Source organism: Pseudomonas sp. PDM01, from assembly GCF_014852325.1.
Taxonomy (GTDB): domain Bacteria; phylum Pseudomonadota; class Gammaproteobacteria; order Pseudomonadales; family Pseudomonadaceae; genus Aquipseudomonas; species Aquipseudomonas migulae.
In genome coordinates this window covers 221,128-241,998 of sequence record NZ_JACVBK010000008.1, presented here as the reverse complement: position 1 = coordinate 241,998, position 20,871 = coordinate 221,128, and the positions used below count along the sequence as shown (strand labels likewise).

Below are 20,871 nucleotides of genomic sequence, written 5' to 3'. Positions count from 1 at the left end.
TAGTTGCCACCAGGCCCCCAGCGCTATGTTCCCCTCACTCAATCAGTTCAAACCCTGCGATTTGCCGACGCTGCTGAGCAGTCTGCAGCCCATCGCTACGCTGCTCGACACCCTGGCGGACGTGGTGTTCTTCATCAAGGACCGCGAGGCGCGCTATGTCTTCGTCAACCAGACCCTGGCTCGACGGTGTGGTTTCAAGCACAGCGGGCAACTGCTCGGGCTGACGGCGGACCAGGTCTTCCCGGCACGATTTGGCCCGCTGTACACCGAGCAGGATCGGCGCGTGCTGTCCACCGGCCGTGAACTGGCGGATCAACTGGAACTGCACCTGTATTTCGGCAACCAGCCAGTCTGGTGCCTGACCCACAAACTCGCCCTGCATGACGAACAAGGTCGGATCGTCGGCCTCGCCGGCATTTCCCGCGACCTGCAACTGCCCCAGTCCAACCATCCGGCGTTCCAGAAACTGGCAGCGGTGGACGCACACATTCGCCGTCATTTCGCCCGACCGATCAGCCTGGCCGAACTGACGGCCATCGCCGGTTTCTCTGTGGCGCAACTGGAACGCCATTGCAAACGGGTGTTCCAGCTCACGCCACGGCAGATGATCCACAAGTCCCGCCTGGAGGAAGGCTCGCGCCTGTTACTCGACACCGACCTGCCGATCACCGAAATCGCCCTGCGCTGCGGCTACACCGACCACAGTGCGTTCAGCCGCCAATTCCGCGCCCTCACCAGTCTTTCGCCCAGCCAGTACCGCGATAGCCGTCGTTAAAATGTTCCTTTAAGGGGCGCTGCGCACCCTGCGTGCTCCCTTCCGTAACACCTCCTCGACCGACACCGTCGTAGCGTTGCCCCGCTCGCTTGCGCTGAGCCGCCCTGCTTCAAGGGTTGGCAAAAATTCGGCGGCAAAAGCAAAAACGGCACGGCCATTGCTATTGTTAATATCGTATACGAAATCCCCAATACGATATTCAACAGCACTTCCACAGAACGAGGCCTCTATGAAAAACCCCGCATTTGCCGTAGCCCTCAGCGCTGTTCTCAGTACCTCCTTCATTGCCACCGCGCAGGCTGACAAGCTCGACGACATTATCGGTTCCGGCAAGCTGCGCTGCGCCGTGACCCTGGACTTCCCGCCCATGGGTTTCCGCGATGCCAGCAACGCTCCTGCCGGTTTCGACGTGGACTATTGCAACGACCTGGCGAAGATCCTCGGGGTCGAGGCCGAAGTGGTGGAAACGCCGTTCCCGGACCGCATTCCGGCGCTGATCTCCGGACGGGCTGACGTGATCGTCGCCTCGACTTCCGACACCCTCGAACGGGCCAAGACCGTTGGCCTGACCGTGCCGTACTTCGCCTTCCAGATGGTCGTGCTGACCCGCGACAACACTGGCATCAACAGCTTCAACGACATCAAGGGCAAAGCGCTGGGCAACACCAGCGGCACTTTTGAGGCCATCGCGCTGGAGGGCGATGTGAAGAAATGGGGCAGCGGCACCTTCCGCGCCTATCAGTCACAAAACGACACGCTGCTGGCGGTGGCCCAGGGTCACATCGACGCCACGGTAGTAACCAACACCGTCGCCGCCGCGACGATCAAGTCGGGCAAATACAAAAACCTGAAAATCGCCGGCAACGCGCCTTACACCATCGACTACGTGTCCCTGGGTGCCAAGCGCAATGAGTACGGCCTGCTCAACTACCTCAACCTGTTCGTCAACCAGCAGGTGCGCAGCGGTCGCTACAACGAGTTGTTCACCAAATGGGTCGGCACTGAAATCCCGCCGACTGACCTGACCGTGCCAAAGGTCTACTACTAAGGTGTCCGGCATGCCTGGGTCCACTGCTCTCATCGGTCGTAACCTGGTCCCGGGCTCCGCCCAGGGCGCGCTGCTGTTTGCCGATGTCGGGCTGAGCTTCTGGGGCGGCGTCGACCCTTGCACGGGTGAAGTCATCGACCGTCACCATCCGCTCAGCGGCGAACATCTGCACGGTCGTGTGCTGGCCATTCCCAGTGGTCGCGGCTCATGTACCGGCAGCAGCGTGCTGATGGAGTTGATCAGCAACGGTCATGCACCGGCAGCTTTGGTCCTGGCCGAAGCCGATGAGATTCTGACCTTGGGCGTGCTGGTGGCACAGACCATTTTCGAGCGCTCCCTGCCGGTGCTGTGCATCGGCCGGGAGGCCTTCGCGACCTTGCGCGGCAAAGCCTTCGCCCGAGTCGAAGGCGCCTCGCTGGCGATGTTCGATCACGTGCCCATCGATGGCTGGCAGCCAACCGAAACACCGATGCACACAGGCGAAACCAACGAGTCGGTTGAGCTCAGCGGGTTCGACCGTTCGCTGCTCGACGGCGAACATGGCAAAGCCGCGCAGATGGCCATGCAGATTGTCCTGCGCATGGCCGAACTGCAAGGCGCCCACCAATTGGTGGATATCGCTCAGGCCCACATCGACGGTTGTATTTACACGGGACCGGCGAGCCTGCGTTTTGCCGAACAACTGGTGCAGTGGGGCGCGAAAGTTCGGGTGCCCACCACCCTCAATTCAATTTCCGTGGACCAGCGCCGCTGGCGAGCGTTGGGCATCGACCCGTTGCTCGGCGAACCGGCCAGTGCCTTGGGCGATGCCTACATGGCGATGGGTGCGCAGCTCAGTTTCACCTGTGCCCCCTACTTGCTCGACACCGCACCGAAGGCCGGCGAGCAGATCGTCTGGGCCGAATCCAACGCGGTGGTCTACGCCAACAGCGTGCTCGGTGCGCGCACGTTGAAGTACCCGGACTACCTGGATATCTGCATCGCCCTGACCGGCCGCGCGCCCCTGATCGGTTGTCATCTGGAGGCGCCACGCAAAGCCCGCCTGCGCGTTGAATTACCGGACCTGGGCGAACTCGACGATGCGTTTTACCCCTTGCTCGGCTACCACATCGGAGCCCTCGCGGGCAGCCGGATCCCGCTGGTGTTCGGGCTGGAACAGTACCAGCCAGACCTAGACGACCTGAAAGCCTTCGGCGCAGCGTTCGCCACCACGTCGGCCGCGCCGTTGTTTCATATCGCCGGGGTCACACCGGAAGCACTCGACCCTGCACAAGCACTGGAAGCCGACGTCCCGATACCTGTGGAAACAATCCGCCTGGCGGACCTGCTGGGCAGTTGGCGCGAGCTCAACAGTGCCCGTGACAACCGCGTGGAGGTGGTCTCGCTGGGTAACCCGCACTTCTCGCTCAGCGAGTTCGCCCGACTCGCACGGCTGTGTCACGGCCGGCACAAACACCCCGAGGTGGTGCTCGCCATCACGTGCGGTCGTGCGGTGCTGGAACAGGCGCGTGACGCCGGACACATCGGCGTCATTGAAGCCTTCGGCGCCACCCTGGTGACGGACACCTGCTGGTGCATGCTCGGCGAGCCGGTGATCCCGCCAGCCGCCACAACCTTAATGACCAACTCGGGCAAATACGCCCATTACGCACCCGGTCTGGTGGGGCGAAAAGTGCACTTCGCCAGCCTCGCCGAGTGCGTTGAATCCGCTTGCACTGCCAGCGCCAGCGGGCGACTGCCGAGCTGGTTGCAACCTGCCTTGCTGATGGAGAGCCTCGCGCATGTTTGATTACACCTTCCAATGGCGCGCCACCCTGCGCGCCTTGCCGGACATGCTCGCCGGCGCCTGGGTCACGTTCGAGACCGCTGCGCTGTCGATGATTTTCGGCGTATTGATCGCCCTGGCCCTGACAGTCATGCGTGAAACCAGACACCCACTGCTGCGCGGTATCGGCAACGGCTGGGTGTCGATTGCCCGTAATACCCCGTCGCTGTTCCAGATCTACATCCTGTACTTCGGCCTCGGCTCCATGGGCCTGCACGTCAGCTCCTGGCTCGCGCTGTTGGCCGGGATCACCTTCAACAATGCCGGCTATCTCGCGGAGAACTTTCGCGGCGGGCTCAAGGCGGTGCCTGGCACGCAAGTGCGGGCCGCGCGCTCGCTGGGCATGAGTGCCTTCCAGGCCTACCGGATGATCATCGTCCCGCAACTGCTGCGGATCGTGTTCTACCCGTTGAGCAACCAGATGGTCTGGGCAGTGTTGATGACGTCGCTGGGGGTGATTGTCGGGCTCAACAACGACCTCACCGGCGTGACCCAGGACTACAACGTCAAGACGTTCCGCACCTTCGAATATTTCACCATCGCCGCGGTGCTGTATTACCTGATTGCCAAGGCGATCGTCGCGACGGCCCGGCTGATGGCCTGGCGGCTGTTCCGTTACTGAGGACGTGACTATGTTTTCCACCGGTTTTTCCTGGAACGACCTGCTGTTCCTGCTTAACGGCGCCTGGATCACGCTGCAACTGACTTGCTGGGCGATCCTGCTCGGCACGTTCGCCGGGCTGGTGTTCGGCCTGCTGCGTGCGCTGTTGCCACGGGCCAGCCTGCCACTGGCATGGGTACTGGACGTGTTTCGCAGCGTGCCGCTGCTGATCCAGTTCGTGCTGTTCAACTCGCTCAAGAGCATCGTCGGCCTGAACATCAGTGCTTTCAGCGTGGGCTGCATCGTGCTCGGGGTTTACGCCGCCGCGTACTTCACCGAGATCGTGCGCGGCGGCGTGTTGTCGGTACCGCTGACCCTGCGCCGGGCCAGCCGTTCACTGGGCCTGAGTTTCTTCCAGGACCTGCGCTGGATCGTCCTGCCGATGGCCTCGCGGGTGGCCTTCCCCGGCTGGCTGAACCTGGTACTCGGGGTGATGAAAGACACCGCGCTGGTGATGTGGATCGGCATCGTCGAACTGCTTCGCGCCTCGCAAACCATCGTGACCCGCATTCAGGAACCGCTGCTGGTGCTGTGCATCGCGGGCCTTATCTACTACGTCATGAGCCTGGTGGTCGCACGCCTCGGCGCTCGTCTGGAAAGAAGGTGGCAAGAAAATGATTGAGATCGACAACGTACACAAATCCTTCGGCGACCTTGATGTGGTCAAGGGTGTCAGCCTGACCGTGAACAAGGGCGAAGTGGTGTCCATCATCGGCGGCTCCGGCTCGGGAAAATCGACCCTGCTGATGTGCATCAATGGCCTGGAACCGATCCAGAAAGGCAACATCCGCGTGGATGGCGTCGAGGTGCATCACCGCGCAACCGACCTCAATCACCTGCGGCAGAAAATCGGCATCGTGTTCCAGCAATGGAATGCCTTCCCGCACCTGACCGTGCTGGAAAACGTGATGCTCGCACCGCGCAAGGTCCTGGGCAAAAGCAAGGCCGAAGCCGAGGCGCTGGCCGTGCAGCAACTGACTCACGTTGGCCTGGGCGACAAGCTCAAGGTGTTCCCCGGCAAGCTTTCGGGCGGCCAGCAACAACGCATGGCCATTGCCCGCGCCCTGGCGATGTCACCGGACTACATGCTGTTCGACGAAGCCACCTCGGCCCTCGATCCACAGTTGGTCGGCGAAGTGCTGGACACCATGCGCATGCTCGCCGAAGACGGCATGACCATGGTGCTGGTGACGCACGAGATCCGCTTCGCCCGTGACGTGTCCGACCGCGTGGCGTTCTTTCGCAACGGCCTGGTGCATGAGATCGGCTCGCCGGATCAGGTGATTGGTAATCCGGTACATGCGGAAACCGCTGCGTTTCTAAAATCGGTGAAATAACGGATGGCCCCATCGCCGGCAAGCCGGTCTCGCTCCCACAGTGTTTTGTGAGCGCCACAGATCCCTGTGGGAGCGAGCCTGCTCGCGATGAGGCCCTGACAGACGAAACAAGGAGCAAACCATGCGCTCATCGAAAGTGATTCATGTAGTCAGCTGCCACGCCGAAGGTGAAGTCGGCGACGTGATTGTCGGCGGCGTCGCACCACCGCCCGGTGCCACGGTGTGGGAACAATCACGCTGGATCGCCAGGGATGAAACCCTGCGCAACTTCGTGCTCAACGAGCCGCGTGGCGGGGTGTTCCGCCACGTCAACCTGCTGGTGCCGGCCAAGGACCCGCGGGCGCACATGGCCTGGATCATCATGGAACCGGCGGATACCCCGCCGATGTCCGGCTCCAATTCCCTGTGCGTGGCCACCGTATTGCTCGACACCGGTATTGTGCCAATGACCGAACCGCAAACCCGGCTGGTGCTCGAAGCCCCCGGCGGCCTGATCGAAGCCGTGGCCGATTGCCGTGACGGCAAGGTCGAACGAGTGGAAATCAAAAACGTACCGTCCTTCGCCGATCGCCTCGACGCGTGGATCGAAGTGGAAGGTGTCGGCTCCCTCAAGGTCGATACCGCCTATGGCGGTGACAGCTTTGTGATCGCCGATGCCAAGGAACTGGGCTTTTCAATCCGCCCCGATGAAGCCGCCGACCTGGTGGCGGTCGGGCTGAAAATCACCCGTGCCGCCAACGAGCAATTGGGCTTTGTGCATCCGTTGAACCCTGAGTGGTCGCACATTTCCTTTTGCCAGATCGCCGCGCCCGTCGTCCACGAAAACGGCATCGCCACCGGCGCCAACGCGGTGGTGATCCAACCGGGCAAGATCGACCGCTCGCCGACCGGCACCGGTTGCTCGGCGCGCATGGCGGTGTTGCACGCCAAGGGATTGATGCGCGTCGGCGAGCGCTTTATCGGTCGCTCGATCATCGGCTCCGAATTCCACTGTCGGATTGACTCACTGACCGAAGTGGCCGGACGCCCCGCTATCTACCCCTGCATTTCCGGCCGGGCCTGGATTACCGGCACCCATCAATTGCTGCTCGATCCGAACGATCCGTGGCCACAAGGCTATCGACTGTCAGACACCTGGCCCGGTGCCTGAACACTCTGAAGCACTGACCACCCCGACCGACGGCTGACAAAAACCCCACAAACCTGAAAAAAGCACTAGCCGAATTTTTTCATTTTAAATATCGTATACGAAATACAATAAACAACCCGGAGGCAACAATGAGCAAGCGAATTAACTGGAGTGGCGTCTTCCCCGCGGTGACCACTCAATTCAACGATGACTTCTCGATCAACCTGGATAAAACCCATCAGGTGATTTCCAACGTGATCCGCGACGGCGTATCAGGCCTGGTGGTTTGCGGCTCGGTCGGCGAGAACACTTCGCTGACCGCTGAAGAAAAAATCGCCGTGACCGAAGTCGCGGTCGATGCCTCGCGCGGCCGTGTGCCCGTGATTTGCGGTGTGGCCGAATTCACCAGTGTGCAAGCGGCCAAGGTCGCCAACGCCGTGCGCAAGGTCGGTGTCGATGGCGTGATGCTGATGCCGGCGCTGGTCTACGGTTCCAAGCCGTTCGAAACCGCCGAGCATTACCGCTACGTGGCAAAAAACGCCGACGTGCCGTTGATGGTCTACAACAACCCGCCGATCTACAAAAACGACGTGACCCCGGACATCCTGATTGCCCTGGCCGACTGCGACAACGTGGTGTGCTTCAAGGATTCCTCTGGCGACACCCGCCGCTTCATCGACATCCGCAACGAAGTGGGTGACCGTTTTGTGCTGTTCGCCGGCCTCGACGATGTGGTGCTGGAAAGCCTCGCCGTGGGCGCTGAAGGCTGGGTGTCGGGCATGTCCAACGTGTTCCCGAAAGAAGGCGAAACCATCTTCCGCCTGGCCAAGGCCGGACGTTATGCCGAAGCCATGCCGATCTACGAATGGCTGATGCCGATCCTGCACCTCGACGCCCGTGCCGACCTGGTGCAGTGCATCAAGCTGTGCGAAGCCATCGCCGGTCGCGGCAGTGCGCTGACCCGTCCGCCACGCCTGGCCCTGCCGGAAGAAGATCGGCTCTTCGTCGAGCAGATCATGGCCAAGGCCCTGGCCAACCGTCCGCACCTGCCGGACGTCGGTCTCTGAGTGATTGCCGGGCGGGGCTTTGCGGCCCCGGCCCGGCTACCTGTTTTTGCGCCCCTACAGGAAACGCCAGCATGCCCAACGCTCAACACGCTCACCGCGCAACCACACCCTCGGGACTCAAGCGCGTCGTGGCCGCCGCCATGGCCGGCACAGTCGCCGAATGGTATGAATTCTTCCTTTATGGCACCGCGTCGGCACTGGTCTTCGGCCAGTTGTTCTTCCGCCAGACCGACAGCCCCATCGATGGCATCATCGCCGCTTTCGCCCTGTACGCCGTGGGCTTTCTCGCCCGCCCGTTGGGTGGCCTGGTGTTCGGTCACTACGGCGACAAGTACGGCCGCAAGCGCCTGCTGCAACTGAGCCTGGTGGTGGTCGGTATTACTACCTTCTTGATGGGTTGCCTGCCCGGTTTCAACCAGATCGGCTATGCCGCACCGGTGTTGCTGGTGCTGCTGCGGCTGATCCAGGGTTTCGCGTTTGGCGGCGAATGGGGCGGCGCGATTCTGCTGGTGTCCGAGCATTGCCCGGACAATCGCCGAGGTTTCTGGGCCAGTTGGCCGCAAGCCGGTGTGCCGGCCGGTAACCTGGTGGCGACGGTTGCACTACTGCTGTTGTCGTCGAACCTATCGGAGGAGCAATTCCTCGCCTGGGGCTGGCGCGTGGCATTCTGGTTCTCGGCCTTCGTGGTACTGATCGGCTACTGGATTCGCACCAGCGTCGATGACGCGCCGATTTTCAAGGAAGCCCAGGCGCGGCAAGCGCAGACCAAGCAACAGCAACTGGGCGTGGTCGAAGTGCTGCGTCACCACTGGCGCTCGGTACTGGTCGGTATTGGCGCGCGGTTTGCCGAAAACATCCTCTATTACACCGTCGTGACGTTCTCGATTACTTATCTGAAACTGGTGGTGCACAAGGACACGTCCGAGATTCTGCTGCTGATGTTCGGCGCGCATCTGCTGCACTTCTTCATGATTCCGTTGATGGGTTATCTGTCTGACCTGGTCGGGCGCAAACCGGTGTACCTGACCGGCGCGATCCTCACGGCGTTCTGGGGCTTCATCGGCTTCCCGATGATGGACACCGGCAACAACTGGCTGATCATGGCGGCCATCACCCTGGGCCTGGCCATCGAGTCGATGACCTACGCGCCCTACTCGGCGCTGATGGCGGAAATGTTCCCGACCCACGTGCGCTACACCGCGTTGTCCCTGTGCTACCAGGTGGCGCCGATCTTCGCCGGCTCCCTCGCCCCACTGATTGCGATCACCTTGCTCAACAAGTACCACAGCTCGACACCGATCGCGTTTTACCTGGTCGGCGCGTCGCTGATCTCCATCATCGCGGTCGGCCTGACCCGTGAGACGCGTGGCAAGTCGTTGCACCTGGTGGACAGCGAATCTGCCGCGCGCATCGCCGCCCTCCACGATGCCGAACCGGTGACCGCACGCCGCAGCGATTCGCTCGCCTGACACGGCCCCCTGTAGGAGCCGGCTTGCTGGCGATGGCGGTGTATCAATCAACATTGATGCCGTCTGACACACCATCGCCAGCAAGCCGGCTCCTACAGGTCCTCTACATACCAAACGGAGCTTTTCATGCCCCAGATCATCGGCCACAACTACATCGGCGGTGCGCGCAGCGCCGCTGGCAAGATCACCGTGCGCAGCCACGACGCCACTACCGGTGAAGCGCTGCCCTACGCGTTCATGCAGGCCACCAACGAAGAAGTCGACGCCGCCGCCCAGGCCGCCGCAGCCGCCTACCCGACCTTTCGCACGTTGTCGGCTATTCACCGTGCGGAGTTTCTCGAAGCCATCGCCACGCAACTGGAGGCACTGGACGATGATTTCATCGCTCTGGTAACCCGCGAGACGGCGCTGCCGAACGGACGCATTCTGGGTGAGCGCATGCGCACCAGCAGCCAGATGCGCCTGTTTGCGCAAGTCCTGCGCCGTGGCGATTTTTATGCGGCACGCATCGACCGGCCCCTACCCGAGCGTCAGCCACTGCCACGAGCTGATTTGCGCCAATACCGGATCGGCGTCGGCCCGGTCGCGGTGTTCGGTGCGAGCAATTTCCCGCTGGCATTCTCAACCGCCGGTGGCGATACCGCTGCCGCCCTGGCCGCCGGTTGTCCGGTGGTGTTCAAGGCCCACAGCGGGCATATGGCGACTGCCGAACTCGTGGCCGACGCGATCATCCGTGCCGCCGAGCAGACTGACATGCCCAAGGGTGTGTTCAACATGATCTACGGTGCTGGCGTGGGCGAAACCCTGGTCAAACATCCGGCGATTCAGGCTGTCGGTTTCACGGGGTCACTCAAGGGTGGCCGCGCGCTGTGCGACATGGCCGCGGCACGAGCGCAGCCGATTCCCGTGTTCGCCGAAATGAGCAGCATCAATCCAGTGCTGGTATTGCCCGAAGCACTGCAAGTGCGGGGCGAGAAAATTGCCAGCGAACTCGCCGCCTCCGTGGTGCTCGGCTGTGGCCAGTTCTGCACAAACCCGGGACTGGTGATCGGTATTCGCTCGCCAGCGTTCAGCGCCTTCACCCAATCGCTGAGCGCCGTGATGGCCGGGCAACCGGGGCAGACCATGCTCAACTTCGGCACGCTCGACAGCTACGCCAACGGTGTGCAGGCGTTGCACGCGCACCCGAACATCACTCACCTGGCCGGTCGCGACCAACAGGGCAAACAGGCACAGCCGCAACTGTTCAAGGCTGACGTGAGTCTGTTGTTCGATGGCGACCCGCTGTTGCAAGAAGAAGTGTTCGGTCCGGCGACAGTGTTGGTGGAAGTGGCCGACAAAGCCGAACTGCAACGGGCACTTCAACACTTGCACGGGCAACTCACGGCCACGCTGATTGCTGAAGCCGGCGACCTGCAAAATCACCCCGGGCTGTTACCGCTGCTGGAGCAAAAAGTTGGCCGGGTGTTGTTCAACGGTTACCCGACCGGCGTCGAAGTCTGCGATGCGATGGTGCATGGCGGGCCTTACCCGGCCACCTCAGATGCGCGCGGCACCTCGGTCGGCAGCCTGGCCATCGAGCGCTTCCTGCGCCCTGTGTGCTATCAGAACTGTCCCGACGCGCTTCTGCCCGACCCGCTGAAAAATGCCAACCCGCTGGGCATCGCTCGTCTGGTCGATGGCAGCAGTCAACGCACGCCCCTGTAAAAAAAACGCCACCGGTTTACCGGTGGCGCACGCTCTCACTCATCCCAGCAGCGCGTTCAGATCGTTGTACAACGCCTCGGGAATCTCGACGCCCTCCACCAGGCTACGCGCTCGCGCCTCATAGCGCCGTTGCGAGGGCAACCGTGCGCCCTGCCCTTCAATACTCTCGAACAAGACCTCGGCACGGGCCAGATGCTGTTCGGTGGCTTCACCGAGAAAGCGTCGTGGATCAAGGGCAATGATCAACTCGCCGTGGTACGGCGACGACTTGCTGCCGGCGTCGTAAGCCAGTGACTCTGCGCTGGTCAGGTCGCCAATCAGCGGTCCGGCGATCAGCTCCACCATGGCCGCCAGCGCCGAGCCTTTGTGCCCACCGAACGTCAGCATCGCACCCGCATCGAGCACCACGTTGGCATCGGTGCTTGGCTGCCCCTGCGCGTCCACACCCCAGCCCTCGGGAAGCGCTTTGCCGGCGCGCCGGTGCAACTCGATATCGCCACGGGCAATCGCGCTGGTGGCGAAGTCGAACACAAACGGGTCCTTGCCCGAGCGTGGCCAGCCGAACGCAATGGGATTGGTGCCAAACACCGGTTGGCTGCCGCCCGCTGGCGCCACCCAGGCATGACTGGGATTGCAGGCCAATGCCACGAGACCGGCCGCCGTCAGTTGCTCGATCTCAACCCACAGCGCAGAGAAATGCACGCAGCGATTGATTGCCAGCGCAGCGATACCGTTTGCCCGGGCTTTTTGCGCCAACAACGGCAGCCCCGCCTGGAACGCCAATTGTGAAAAACCACCCGCAGCGTCCACGCGCACGATCGAAGGCGCTTGATCGATGACCTGCGGCTCGGCATCGGCCGCCACTTTGCCTGCCCTGAGTGAGTTGACGCAGCCCAGAATCCGATACAAACCATGGGAGGCGCAGCCATCGCGCTCGCCGGCAATCACTGTGGCTGTCACCGCCTGAGCGTGGGCTAGGTTGAAACCGTTGTGCAGCAAGATCGATTCGGCCAGCTCGCGAGCTTCGGCCAGGGACAGACGGATCATAATCACCTCCTTGAACAGACCGTCCAGCCTGACCCGTTCCAGCCGTCACGGCTTGATCGCTTTAGGCCGACGCCATGACGAATTCGGCACATATGGATCATTGCGATGCGTCTTGGCATTGGTTCGGCAGCGTCGGCCATCAATCGCTGCAAAACCGCAAAAAAATCAAAAAAACCGCCCCTCAACGCGTTGTTTTACCGTAGCCTCGTCCCCCATCCTGAACGCCAATCATGAACCCTGCACACGGCCACTAACTGTTTTCCCATGCGCAAACTTCTGTACCTGACTTTCTCCATGGCATTGATTGCCGCCCTGACGACCTACGCCATGTGGGCCGCGGATCGTCCGGCGGGTCATTACCTGTCGGACTTGCGCATCGATCTCGCCATCGATCAGGGAACGCCTGCCGATCGTGGCAACCTGCTGGGTATCCAGCCCGAACTGTTTCCCACCGACTACCAAAGCACCGAGCGCTTGCACCGCAAACTCGCGGCCTATTTGCAGAAAGCCCAGGAACAGGGGCTGCTGAATGAAAAAACCATCGTCGTGCTGCCCGAACATGTCGGCACCTGGCTGATGGTCAGTGGCGAGAAAGACGAGTTGTATCAAGCCACCACGCTCAAGGAAGCCATGAACTGGCTGGCGGTGAGCAATCCGCTGAAGTTCATCCGCGCGCTGATCGGCGCCAAGGGTGACAACCGCCTCGACGATGCGCACCTGCGCATGAAAGCCAAGAGCATGGCCAAGGATTACCAGGCCCTGTTTGGTGGGCTGGCAAAGGAATTTCACGTGACGCTCGTGGCGGGCTCCATCGTGCTGCCCGAGCCGAGCATCATCGACGGCACGCTGAAAATCGGTCGCGGTGCGCTGTACAACAGCAGCGTGGTGTTCGGCCGCGACGGGCTGCCGATTGGCCAGCCACAGCGCCAGATGCACCCGATCGTCGATGAAAGCGATGTGATCCAGGCCAATGGCGAACACACGCTCAACGTCGTCGACACCCCGGCCGGACGCCTGGGCGTGTTGATCGGCAGCGACAGCTGGTACCCGGACAACTACCGTCAACTCGACGATCAGGGCGCGCAGCTGGTCGCGGTCCCGGCGTTCGTCATCGGTCGCGGCGCCTGGGACAAGCCATGGCGCGGCTACAAGGGTTTATCGACGCCCGATTCCGTCAGCCTCAAGGCTGGCGAACTGAGCGAGGGTCAAGCCTGGCATCGCCTGACGCTGACCGCTCAGCCGCCCGCCAGCCAGGCCATCGCCGGCATGAGCGTGTTCCTGCGTGGGCAGTTCTGGGATCAAGGCAGCGCCGGGCAAAGTTTTCTCAGCAGCAACGGGCAGCATTTCGCCGGTGGAAACTTCCGTGGCGCGCGTTTGCTGAACCTTTGGTTGTAAACCATGAAACCGTTGCCGATGCGTCTGGGCGATCTGTCGGTGGGCTTTGTTCACAGCCTGGCCGACGCGGTGCGCAGTCACGGCATCGATCCTCAGCCCCTGCTCGACCAGTATGGCCTGGACCCCGCCCGGCTTGGCGAAGCCTGCGCCCGGCTGTCGATCCCGCGCTACATGCGCCTGGGCCACGGTGCCATCCAACTGACCGCCGACCCGGCACTGGGTTTACGCATGGGCCAGCTCAGCCGCCTGAGCCAGGCCGGCCTCGCCGGGGTTACCGCCGCGCAAGCACCGACAGTACGCGAAGCGGCACGTTGCCTGATTCGTTTCGAAGCCTTGTACGGCTCCAACTATCGCGGTCAATCGAGCTTCCACGAAGATGCCCAAGGCGCGTGGCTGCGGTTCTATTCCATCAGCCCTTACAACGCCTATAACCGCTTCGTGGTGGATTCGATCATCGCCGGCTGGTTGCAACAATTGTCCAGCGTCAGCCCTGTTCCCCTGAGCGCTGAGCGCATCGAGATCGAGTTCGACGAGCCGGATTACCGGGACGCTTATGCGGTGCTGGGCGATTGCCCGATCCAGTTTGGCGCCGAACAGAACCAACTGCGCCTGAGTCTGGCCAGCCTCGCTCAGCGCAACCCGCTGCACTGCCCGAGTACGTGGCGACACCTGCTGCAATTGTGTGAACGGGAACTGGAACAACTGACACGCACCCGCAGCCTGCGTGAACGCATCATTCAGTTACTGGGGCCGTTGCTCAATGGTGGCCGGGAACCCGACCTGGAAGAAGTGGCGGCACGCCTGAAGCTGCCTACCTGGACCTTGCGCCGCAAACTCACCGAGGAAGGCACGCAGTTTCGTGCAATTCTCAACGACACTCGTCGCGACCTGGCCATGACCTACATTCGTGACACCGAACTGGCGTTCGGTGAAATCGCGTACCTGCTGGGCTTTGCCTCAGCCGAAGCGTTTCAACGTGCTTTCAAACGCTGGAGCGGTCAGACACCCGGCGAGTTTCGCCGCAGTCACCGCCAGTCGGCCTGACGCTTACAGCTCGGTAGCGTCTTCGGCCGGTTCCAGCGGGTCCAGTTCAAAGGCCTGGAACTCGAGCAGCTCTTCTTGATAATCGTCCATTTTGAATCCCCCATCGCTCATTGAAAAAACGCTTGAATAAATGACCTGCACCTTGAGCATAAAGTGCCCGCGTGAAAGAAAAATGACGCAGGCACGACGCTCCGTCGCTACTGAATAAAACGTAGCAGGTGGTCAGGAATTTATCACAGGATTTTTCGATACAGGCCACCGGAATGTGGCCTGGGTTGACGCGGATCAAACTTGAACACGATTCCGGGATCGACAGGCTGCGAGCCGATCCCGGAACGTCAGTCACCGATTATTGGCTGGTCACAGGCATGGCAGGAATCGGCTCGCTCGGAGGAGGCAAATTCGACTGCGCCGGTGGCGTGACGTTTTCCGTCGACGGTGCCGCCGATTCAGCGTTCTCGACCGGTGCGACCGGTGCGGGCTCAGGTGACGGTGCAACCGGTTCCGCAGCAGGTGCCGGCGCAGGCTCAGCTGCCGGAGCTGGAGCTGGAGCTGATTGAGCGGCAGAGGCCGGCTCAGGCGCCGGTGCGGCCTTGGCTTCAGGCACGCCCAGATCGGTTTTCGGCTTTTCGACGATGTGCGCGGCTTTTTTCGCTTCCGGCGGCAGGAACAATTCGACCAGGGCGAAGAAACGCTCGTAGAACTTAGCCGACGAGACGGTTTCGCTGGCGACCTTGACCATCGAGTCGTCGGACGAGCCGATCGGCATCGATACCGAACCCAACACACCGACACCGAGGCTCGCGGAGTTGTTGGTCTTCTTCAGCGCATAGCGGTCCTGCAAGGCGTTGGCGAACATGGTCGCGTGATGGCCTTCGCTGCCATCATCGGCACAGACCACACTGAAGCTGATCTCCATGTGGGTCTCGCCAGTCTGCTGGAAGCTCTTGTGACCACTGATCAGCTTCGGGTCGTTGCTGGTGATGATGTAACCTTGGCTGAGCAACGCGCGACGGGCGGCTTCGCAGGATTGCGCATCGGTGACCGGGTAATTGCGCGAAAAGGTTCCGGAGTCGTCGAAGTTCTCATGCTCATAGATCGGGGCTTTTTTCGAAGAGCAACCGGCCGCAACGGCCAGCACCAACGCCAGCCCGACAACCCGCACGGGAAATGATTTAAACATTGAACATCCTGAGAAAAACGGTCCGGGGCGTATTGTGCAACAGATCGATGCTTAGCGTCGCATCGATTAGTGTCTTGAAACAGTTACAAGTGTAATGACTGCCATTTACAGGAAAAAGTCGCCCGGAAAAAACTCAGCCGACGGACAGCCCCTGCCCGCTTTTTCTGCGCCCACAAAAAACCCCGGCGGTTTGGCCGGGGTTTTTGTGTCGCGGGAAACTCAGTCAGGCATCAGAAACGCTTGATGTCCGCTTCGGCTTCCAGCTGCTTGCGGTAGGCCGCAAAGTCTTGCTGGCCAATACGCGAGGCGAGGAAGCGACGGTATTGAGCCTTCTCTTCTTCGGTCGGCGCAGCGGCTTCGTTGACGCCGTTCAGACGCACGATCACCAGGCTACCATCAGCCAGGGTCACGCTGCTGAAGGTCGGTTTGTCTTTGGCAACCGGCTTCGGCATGCGGAACAACGCTTGCAGCACAGTCGGGTCAATCCCTTCCTGAGCGCGATTCGCCGCAGCGGTGACTTTCCAGCTCTGACCATCAATCGCCTTGTCCAGCGGCGTCTTGCCTTCGCGCAGGCTGGCAATCAGCTCATCAGCCTTGGTCTTGGCGGCAGCACTGGCGTGCTCCTTGGCCAATTGCCCACGGATGGCGGCAGACACGCTTTCCAGCGGCAGTTGCGCAGGCTTCAGGTGTTCCTTGGCACGCAACACGATCACGGTTTCCGGATCGAGTTCGATGGCGGTGCTGTTGGCACCCTCATCCAGCACTTCAGGACTGAACGCGGCAGCGATCACCGCACGGTTGGCTGCAACGCCGTCGCCACCTTCCCGGCCGAACGGCTTGGAGGTGTGAACGGTCAGTTTCAGGTCCTGTGCCGGCTGGGCCAGATCGGAAGATTCGAACGACGAGTCTTCCAGTTGCTTGGTCGCCTCGACGAAACGCTGCTCGACCTGCTGGGTTTTCAGCTCGCGGGTCAGCTTGTCTTTCAGGCTGGCGAAGGTCGGAACTTCCGGCGCCTCGACACCCAACAGCTTGATCAGGTGGAAGCCGAAATCAGTACGAACCGGGGCCGAAACCTGGTCCTTGGCCAACGCATACAGCGCGGTTTCGAACGCTGGATCGTAGACGCCAGGGCCTGCGTAACCGAGGTCACCACCGTTGTTCGCCGAACCTGGATCCTGGGAGAATTCCTTGGCCAGGGCCTCGAACTTCTCGCCTTTGGCCAGACGGGCCTGAACTTCTTCGATCTTGGCCTTGGCTTGCGCCTCGGTCACCTTGTCGTTCACTTCGATCAAAATGTGCGCCGCCCGACGTTGCTCGGACAGGTTGGCGATTTCTTTCTGATACGCCGCTTGCAGGTCTTCGTCTTTCACCGCGACCTGATCAAAGAAGGAAGACTTCTTCAACTCGAGGTAATCGATGATCACCTGATCCGGCGTCATGAATTCCTTGGCGTGTTCGTCGTAGTAGGCCTTGACCTCATCGTCGGTCAGCTTCACAGCCGCCGGGTCAGCCTTGACGTTCAGGGTAGCGAAATCGCGGGTCTGTTTTTCCAGACGGGCGAAAGCCAGCACCTGTGCGTCGGTAACGAAACCGCTGCCAGCCAGGCCAGCGCGCAGTTGGCCGATCAGCATTTCCTGAGCCAGCATCTGGCGGAATTGCATGCGGCTGTAGCCGAGCTGACGAATAACCTGATCGAAACGCTCGGAGCTGAACTTGCCGTCCACCTGGAACTCAGGGGTTTGCAGGATCACTTGGTCCAAAGCCGCTTCGGAAAAAGCGAATTTCGAGTTTTCTGCGCCTTGCAGCAGCAGCTTGCGGTCGATCAAGCCTTTGAGGGCCGATTCGCGCAGCATTTTTTCGTCGAGCAAGGAAGCATCGAAATCCTTGCCCAGCTGTTGCATGAGTTGACGGCGTTGCATATCGACCGCCTGGCTCAGCTCGTTCTGGCTGATTTCTTCGCCGTTGACCTTGGCCGCATCGTTACGATGGGTGGTGGCCTGAAAAATGGCGTCGAAACCGGTCAAAGCCATCAGTGCAACGATGACCCCGATAATGGTCTTGGCAATCCAGCCTTGTGAATTGTCCCTGATATTCTGCAGCATGCGTCCCCCAGAAACGGTTGAACTTCAAAATTAGGCAACCGTGGAGCGTGGGTAGAATCCGGATAGAAGAAAGGCGCATCCGAGGATGCGCCTTCTCGTAACTGGCGGAGCGGACCAAGGGTTCGAACTTGCGACCCTCGGTGTCTCGGACCGGCAACTTGCCGACTGGACTACCGCTCCGCTGCCAGGTCAGGCATGACCCCGACCCGGATAGGCAAAAACCTGAATCGAACTTAGTTGACAGCTTCTTTCAGTGCTTTACCGGCTTTGAAACCTGGTTTTTTGGCTGCTGCGATTTCCAGTGTCTTACCGGTCTGTGGGTTACGACCAATGCGAGCTGGACGATCAGTCACGGAGAAAGTACCGAAACCAACCAGAACAACAGAGTCGCCAGCCTTGAGAGCGCCAGTGACGGATTCGATTACAGCGTCCAGCGCACGGCCAGCAGCAGCTTTCGGGATATCAGCGGATGCAGCGATAGCATCAATCAGTTCCGACTTGTTCACTCTAAGTCCCCTTATATCTATTTGAGTATGATTCTAAGTTTTTTGGTGAAAGCAAAAACGAGTGCTGAATGGCCTACAGACACTTAAGAGCCGCTTTATAACAAGGGCTCTAAAAAGCTGTCAACAAGCCCTCCAGGCAAATGCGTACTAATGCGTGCTAATTCTTTCCTTAGAGTCAGACTCGCGTTTTTCATCCTTTGCAACTATCTCCGGAGCTACATCGGGCAAGGGCTCCGGCGCGTATTGCAGCGCAATTTGCAGGACCTCGTCAATCCATTTAACCGGTTTAATCTGCAGATCTTGCTTGATATTGTCAGGAATTTCCTTCAGATCGCGTACGTTCTCTTCAGGAATGATCACCGTCTTGATCCCGCCACGGTGGGCAGCAAGCAGTTTTTCTTTCAGACCGCCAATCGCCAGCACTTGACCGCGCAAGGTGATTTCACCCGTCATGGCCACGTCAGCGCGCACCGGGATCCCGGTCAACGCCGACACCAGGGCCGTGCACATGCCTACACCGGCGCTAGGGCCGTCCTTCGGGGTCGCCCCTTCCGGCATGTGGATGTGCGTGTCGCGCTTCTCGTGGAAGTCCAGGGGAATGCCCAGGCTCTTCGCGCGGCTGCGGACAACGGTCAGGGCAGCGGTGATCGATTCGACCATCACGTCACCCAGCGAACCGGTCTTGATCAACTGGCCTTTGCCCGGTACGACAGCGGCTTCGATGGTCAGCAATTCGCCGCCCACCTGAGTCCATGCCAGGCCGGTCACCTGACCGATCTGATCCTGCGATTCAGCCAGGCCGTAGCGGAATTTACGCACGCCCAGGAAGTGCTCCAGCATGTCGGCAGTGACCTTCACCGAGAAGCGTTTTTCCAGTGCATGCTCTTTGACCGCCTTGCGGCAAACCTTGGCAATCTGGCGCTCCAGCCCACGTACACCGGCTTCGCGGGTGTAGTAGCGGATGATGTCGCGGATCGCTTCGGCGTCGAATTCCAGCTCGCCTTTCTTCAAACCGTTGGCAGTAATCTGCTTCGGCGAAAGGTACTTGACGGCGATGTTGATTTTCTCGTCTTCGGTGTAACCCGGCAGACGAATCACTTCCATCCGGTCGAGCAGCGCCGGTGGAATATTCATCGAGTTCGAGGTGCACAGGAACATCACATCGGACAGGTCGTAATCGACTTCCAGATAGTGATCGTTGAAGTTGTGGTTCTGCTCCGGATCGAGCACTTCCAGCAACGCCGACGCTGGATCGCCACGCATGTCGCTGCCCATTTTGTCGATTTCATCGAGCAGGAACAGCGGGTTGCGGACGCCCACTTTTGTCATCTTTTGAATCAATCTACCTGGCATCGAACCGATATAAGTCCGGCGATGACCACGAATTTCCGCTTCATCGCGCACACCACCGAGGGCCATGCGCACGAATTTACGGTTGGTGGCGTGAGCAATCGACTCCGCCAGCGAGGTTTTACCCACGCCAGGAGGACCAACCAGGCACAACACCGGGCCACGAATCTTCTTCACGCGCTTCTGTACGGCGAGGTATTCGAGGATGCGTTCTTTGACTTCTTCCAGACCGTAGTGGTCGGCGTCGAGGATGTCTTCTGCACGCGCCAGGTCCAGACGCACTTTGCTCTGAGCCTTCCACGGCACCTGAACCAGCCAGTCGATGTACGAACGCACCACGGTCGCTTCCGCGGACATTGGCGACATTTGCTTCAGCTTGTTCAGTTCGGCCTGGGCCTTGGCCAAGGCGTCTTTCGGCAGGCCGGCGGCATCGATGCGCTTTTTCAGCTCTTCGATTTCGTTGTGGCCTTCATCGCTGTCGCCGAGTTCTTTCTGAATGGCCTTCATCTGCTCATTCAGGTAGTACTCGCGCTGGCTGCGCTCCATTTGTTTTTTGACGCGACCGCGAATGCGTTTTTCGACTTGCAGCAGATCGATCTCGGCATCCAGCAACGCCAGGACGTGCTCGACCCGGGCCGACAAATCGATGATTTCGAGAATTTCCTGCTTCTGCTCGATCTTCAGGGCCATGTGCGCGGCCATGGTGTCGACCAGGCGGCCTGGCTCGTCGATGCTGTTGAGCGACGACAGGACTTCAGCGGGGACTTTCTTGCCCAGCTGCACATATTGTTCGAACTGAGCCAGCAGGCTGCGGACAAACACTTCCGACTCGCGCTCAGGCGCATCGACTTCATCGATCAAGGAGACTTCGGCACGGCAGTGGCCGTCCACTTCGCTGAAGCGCTCCACGGCGCCGCGCTGCTCACCTTCGACCAGAACCTTGACCGTGCCGTCAGGCAACTTGAGCAACTGCAGAACGGTAGCGATCGTACCTACGCGATAAAGTGCTTCTTCACCGGGATCGTCGTCAGCAGGGTTTCTCTGGGCCAGCAGAAGGATCTGCTTGTCGCCCGTCATCGCTGCCTCGAGGGCTTCGATGGATTTCTCGCGCCCCACGAACAGCGGGATAACCATGTGCGGATAAACCACGACATCACGCAATGGCAGGAGAGGCAATTCGATGGTTGTCTTCATGATTTCGCCTCTACGGCGGCCATAAGGCCGTA

Annotated in this window: 17 protein-coding genes and 1 tRNA gene; 12 read left to right on the top strand and 6 right to left on the bottom strand. The window is 60.6% G+C overall.

The genetic code is table 11. The features are described 5' to 3' along the window. The first annotated feature begins 25 nt into the window (after positions 1-25). The 10 genes from IB246_RS20990 (at position 26) to IB246_RS20945 (ending at position 11,018) form a co-directional block, all read left to right on the top strand. On the top strand, positions 26-775 hold the full coding sequence (locus IB246_RS20990; protein WP_008042622.1) for an AraC family transcriptional regulator: 750 nt from the start codon (positions 26-28) through the stop codon (positions 773-775). Positions 776-1,004: 229 nt separating this feature from the next. After that, positions 1,005-1,823: a transporter substrate-binding domain-containing protein gene (locus IB246_RS20985; RefSeq protein WP_008024648.1), complete on the top strand. Its 819-nt coding sequence runs from the start codon at positions 1,005-1,007 to the stop codon at positions 1,821-1,823. Between the two features lie 10 nt (positions 1,824-1,833). Next, positions 1,834-3,612, top strand: coding sequence for an aconitase X (locus IB246_RS20980; protein WP_008042624.1), 1,779 nt, complete (start codon positions 1,834-1,836; stop codon positions 3,610-3,612). Then, positions 3,605-4,270 (top strand): amino acid ABC transporter permease, encoded by a 666-nt coding sequence (locus tag IB246_RS20975; RefSeq protein WP_008024646.1) that lies wholly within the window; start codon positions 3,605-3,607, stop codon positions 4,268-4,270. Before IB246_RS20980 ends, IB246_RS20975 begins: the two co-directional genes overlap by 8 nt. Positions 4,271-4,280: 10 nt before the next feature. Next, entirely contained in the window at positions 4,281-4,931 is a 651-nt protein-coding gene (locus IB246_RS20970) for an amino acid ABC transporter permease (RefSeq protein ID WP_008024645.1), read from the top strand. Next, complete coding sequence (locus tag IB246_RS20965) at positions 4,924-5,646, top strand: amino acid ABC transporter ATP-binding protein (protein WP_008042626.1); 723 nt, start codon at positions 4,924-4,926, stop codon at positions 5,644-5,646. The genes IB246_RS20970 and IB246_RS20965 overlap by 8 nt, the downstream gene beginning before the upstream one ends. Before the next feature lie 121 nt (positions 5,647-5,767). After that, complete coding sequence (locus IB246_RS20960; protein ID WP_008042628.1) at positions 5,768-6,796, top strand: trans-3-hydroxy-L-proline dehydratase; 1,029 nt, start codon at positions 5,768-5,770, stop codon at positions 6,794-6,796. Positions 6,797-6,924: 128 nt separating this feature from the next. After that, positions 6,925-7,842 carry a dihydrodipicolinate synthase family protein gene (locus IB246_RS20955; RefSeq protein ID WP_008042630.1) on the top strand — a complete coding sequence of 306 codons (918 nt, stop codon included), beginning with the start codon at positions 6,925-6,927 and terminating at the stop codon, positions 7,840-7,842. Between the two features lie 71 nt (positions 7,843-7,913). Further along, positions 7,914-9,311, top strand: coding sequence for a fosfomycin efflux MFS transporter AbaF (abaF, locus tag IB246_RS20950; RefSeq protein ID WP_008042632.1), 1,398 nt, complete (start codon positions 7,914-7,916; stop codon positions 9,309-9,311). A 126-nt stretch (positions 9,312-9,437) separates the two neighbouring features. After that, entirely contained in the window at positions 9,438-11,018 is a 1,581-nt protein-coding gene (locus IB246_RS20945) for an aldehyde dehydrogenase (NADP(+)) (protein WP_008042646.1), read from the top strand. A gap of 39 nt (positions 11,019-11,057) precedes the next feature. Here the strand turns inward: IB246_RS20945 and IB246_RS20940 are convergent, their stop codons facing one another. Continuing rightward, on the bottom strand, positions 11,058-12,065 hold the full coding sequence (locus tag IB246_RS20940; protein WP_008042648.1) for an Ldh family oxidoreductase: 1,008 nt from the start codon (positions 12,063-12,065) through the stop codon (positions 11,058-11,060). Between the two features lie 264 nt (positions 12,066-12,329). Between IB246_RS20940 and IB246_RS20935 the strand changes: the two genes are divergently transcribed. Then, positions 12,330-13,460: a carbon-nitrogen hydrolase family protein gene (locus IB246_RS20935; protein WP_008042649.1), complete on the top strand. Its 1,131-nt coding sequence runs from the start codon at positions 12,330-12,332 to the stop codon at positions 13,458-13,460. A 3-nt stretch (positions 13,461-13,463) separates the two neighbouring features. After that, positions 13,464-14,504 carry an AraC family transcriptional regulator gene (locus IB246_RS20930; protein ID WP_008042651.1) on the top strand — a complete coding sequence of 347 codons (1,041 nt, stop codon included), beginning with the start codon at positions 13,464-13,466 and terminating at the stop codon, positions 14,502-14,504. A 349-nt stretch (positions 14,505-14,853) separates the two neighbouring features. Here IB246_RS20930 and IB246_RS20925 read toward each other — a convergent pair whose 3' ends face one another. The 5 genes from IB246_RS20925 to lon all read right to left on the bottom strand — a co-directional run bounded on the left by IB246_RS20925 (position 14,854) and on the right by lon (position 20,839). Beyond that, a complete protein-coding gene (locus IB246_RS20925; protein WP_008042653.1) occupies positions 14,854-15,687 on the bottom strand; it encodes a DUF2242 domain-containing protein in 834 nt (277 codons plus the stop codon). A 230-nt stretch (positions 15,688-15,917) separates the two neighbouring features. Further along, the gene (locus IB246_RS20920; protein WP_008042655.1) at positions 15,918-17,789 is read right to left on the bottom strand and encodes a SurA N-terminal domain-containing protein; all 1,872 of its coding nucleotides are present in this window, start codon (positions 17,787-17,789) and stop codon (positions 15,918-15,920) included. Positions 17,790-17,891: 102 nt separating this feature from the next. After that, positions 17,892-17,969, bottom strand: a tRNA-Leu gene (locus IB246_RS20915). A gap of 53 nt (positions 17,970-18,022) precedes the next feature. Beyond that, the gene (locus IB246_RS20910; protein ID WP_002552737.1) at positions 18,023-18,295 is read right to left on the bottom strand and encodes an HU family DNA-binding protein; all 273 of its coding nucleotides are present in this window, start codon (positions 18,293-18,295) and stop codon (positions 18,023-18,025) included. A 147-nt stretch (positions 18,296-18,442) separates the two neighbouring features. Further along, on the bottom strand, positions 18,443-20,839 hold the full coding sequence (lon, locus tag IB246_RS20905; protein ID WP_008034103.1) for an endopeptidase La: 2,397 nt from the start codon (positions 20,837-20,839) through the stop codon (positions 18,443-18,445). Between the last annotated feature and the right edge of the window lie 32 nt (positions 20,840-20,871).